Annotated in this window: 3 protein-coding genes; all 3 read left to right on the top strand. The window is 51.4% G+C overall.

Annotation, left to right across the window (positions count from 1 at the left end):
- A partial coding sequence (locus ACEW8P_RS18770; RefSeq protein WP_373514610.1) for an alpha/beta hydrolase occupies nucleotides 1–673 on the top strand: 673 nt, incomplete at its 5' end.
- 40 nt (nucleotides 674–713) lie between these two features.
- Nucleotides 714–1,784 (top strand): endo-1,4-beta-xylanase, encoded by a 1,071-nt coding sequence (locus ACEW8P_RS18765; protein ID WP_373514609.1) that lies wholly within the window; start codon nucleotides 714–716, stop codon nucleotides 1,782–1,784.
- Between the two features lie 32 nt (nucleotides 1,785–1,816).
- The coding region (locus ACEW8P_RS18760) for a sialate O-acetylesterase (protein ID WP_373514608.1) at nucleotides 1,817–2,987 on the top strand (1,171 nt) is incomplete at its 3' end.

Here is a 2,987-nt window from a genome sequence, read left to right as displayed (position 1 = left end):
CGAGATATACGTGTATACCCCGCCGGGCTATGACCAGTCCGACGAAAAGTACCCGGTGCTGTACTTGTTGCACGGCGGTGGGGAAGATCAGCGCGGTTGGGCCACGCAGGGAAAAACGAACGTCATTCTGGATAATCTGATTGCCGAGAAGAAAGCTCAACCGATGATTATAGCCATGCTGGACGGAAACGTGAGCAGCGGCGGCCTGGCTGGGTTTAATGAAAACGTACTGCGGGCGTTCGAAAACGAGTTGAAAAACGCCGCCATTCCTTTTGTGGAATCCAATTTTCGGGTGAGGGCCGACGCCAGGAACCGGGCCTTGGCAGGCCTCTCCATGGGTGGACTTCAGACCCTGTATGCCGGCATCAAGAACACTAATAAGTTTGCGTATCTGGGCGTATTCAGCTCGGGCTGGTTTGCCAATAATACCAAGCTGTCTGATCCGCAGTATGAGTTTATGAAAACCAACGCCAGTTCCATCAACGGCAACCTTAAAGAGCTATGGATTTCGATGGGTGGCAAGGAAGACATCGCCTATCAGAATTCCCAGATCATGCTCAAAAAATTCGATGACATGGGAATCAAGTACCAGTACAGTGAGTACCCTGGTGGCCACACCTGGCCCGTTTGGCGGCACGATCTGATGGAGTTTTCGCAGCTGCTCTTCAAGTAGCAGGTACCTTATTATTTTATATCACTCACTTTTCTATATCATGAAAAAAATACTCGCATTGATGCTGATGCTCGGGAGCCTGCTTTTCTCCTGCGTGGAACCCCAGGCGCAACCTACCCTGAAAGCAGCTTACAAAGACTACTTTCCCGTGGGCGTGGCCGTCGCTCCCCGTAACCTGACCGGACCGGAGGCTGATTTGATTGTGCAACAGTTCAGTAGCGTCACCCCCGAAAACGCCATGAAAATGGGGCCGATTCACCCGGAGGAGAATCAGTACTTCTGGAAAGATGCGGATGCCATCGTCGATTTTGCCCAGAAGAACGGCCTGAAAGTACGGGGGCATACGCTCTGCTGGCACAGCCAGACGCCCCGCTGGTTTTTCACCGATTCTTCGGGCAATCAGGTCAGCCGGGAAGTACTTTTAGAACGATTGAAACAACATATTACTGATGTAATGAGCCGCTATAAAGGCAAAATTTACGCCTGGGACGTGGTCAACGAAGCGGTACCTGATGGGGGAGAGAGCGTCTACCGCCCCTCCAAATTCTACGAGATCATCGGGGAGGACTACATCGAGAAAGCCTTTGAATACGCCCATGCCGTCGATCCCGACGCTAAGCTGTTCTACAATGACTACAATACGGAAAACAAGGCCAAGCGCGACAAGATTTTTCAGATCGTCAAAAAGCTGAAAGACAAAAATGTTCCCATCCATGGGGTAGGTCTGCAGGGACACTGGTCTATCTATGAACCTACCTCACAGGAGCTGGAAGCGTCGATCGAACGGTTTGCCAGCCTGGGGCTCGACGTGCAGGTTACGGAACTGGACCTGTCCGTGTACCCAAAAGAGCACGAGCGCCGCGCCAAAAAAGCAGCGGATGACGGCATCCTGACCGAGGACATGGTAAAAAAGCAATCCGCTCAGTATAAGATGCTTTTCGACACCTTCCGAAAACATAAAGGTACCTTGACGGGCGTGACGTTCTGGAATGTATCGGATAAATCAAGCTGGCTGGACAACTTCCCCGTTCCGGGTCGCAAAGATTATCCACTGCTTTTTGATCAGAATTATCAGCCCAAGGAAGCTTTTTGGCAGGTTGTCAAATTTTGATTCCTTTCCCGCGCAGCATGAATTTCTATTCCATGAAAAAAGCACTCTTGTTTTTTCTGCTAGGGTTGTTGAGTCTGGCGGTTCAGGCCCAGCTTCGCCTACCCAAACTCATCAGCGACGGCATGGTATTGCAGCGCGGGGTACCCTTGAAAATCTGGGGTTGGGCTAGTCCGGGTGAAAAAATTACGGTTCGTTTTCAGGATAAGCGCTACAAATCCGTAACAGACGCCGCCGGGAAGTGGCAGGTGAAGGTACCCCCCATGCCCGCCGGTGGCCCGTACACCATGCAGATTGAAGGAAAAACGCAGCTGACGGTTAAGGATATTCTGCTGGGTGACGTATGGTTTTGCAGCGGCCAGAGCAACATGGTACATCAGCTGAATATTCACGACGTAACGTACGCCAAAGAAATTGCGGAGGCCAACGATCCGCAGATCCGGCAATTCCTGGTGCCCAACCAAACGAATCTCCAAAGTCCGCAAACCGAACTATCTCAGGGACAATGGAAGGCTGCCGTGGGCGAAGACGTGCGCCCATTTTCGGCCGTAGCGTACTTTTTTGCCAAAAAAATTCACCAAAAATATCAGGTACCCGTCGGCATTATCAACGCCAGCGTGGGAGGTACCCCCATCGAAGCGTGGACCAGCGAAGCAGGGCTGAAAGACTTTGCCAATCTGATGGCCACCGTGGAGAAGAATAAAGATACCACCTACCTTAATAACCTTAAAAGGCAGTCTGCCTCCACGAACAGGCCCACGCCCCCCGCCGATTTGGGCCTGGAAGGTACCCCCAAATGGTACGAGCCTTCCTACACGCCCAAAGGCTGGCGACCGATCAACATTCCCGGCTTTTGGGAAGATCAGGGGATCAAGGACCTGAATGGGGTGGTGTGGTACCGCCGGGAAATTGATATTCCAGCTTCCATGATAGGCAAGTCCGCTAAAGTTTTTCTGGGCAGAATTGTCGATGCGGACGAGCTTTATATCAACGGTAAACTGGTGGGAAAAACAACGTATCAGTATCCTCAACGTCGCTACAAAGTACCCTCTGAAGTACTAAAAGCCGGGAAAAATGTCTTTGTCATCCGGGTCACCAATACGGCGGGAAAAGGTGGTTTTGTGCCTGATAAGCCTTACTGCATTTTCGCCGATGCCGACACGGTCGATTTGAAAGGAACCTGGCAGTATAAGGTAAGTACTGCCT

Origin of the sequence: Persicitalea sp. (genome assembly GCF_041751555.1) — a bacterium.
GTDB lineage: Bacteria > Bacteroidota > Bacteroidia > Cytophagales > Spirosomataceae > Persicitalea.
Note: the sequence above shows the minus strand (reverse complement) of the source record. Positions and strands in the feature narration are given on the sequence as shown.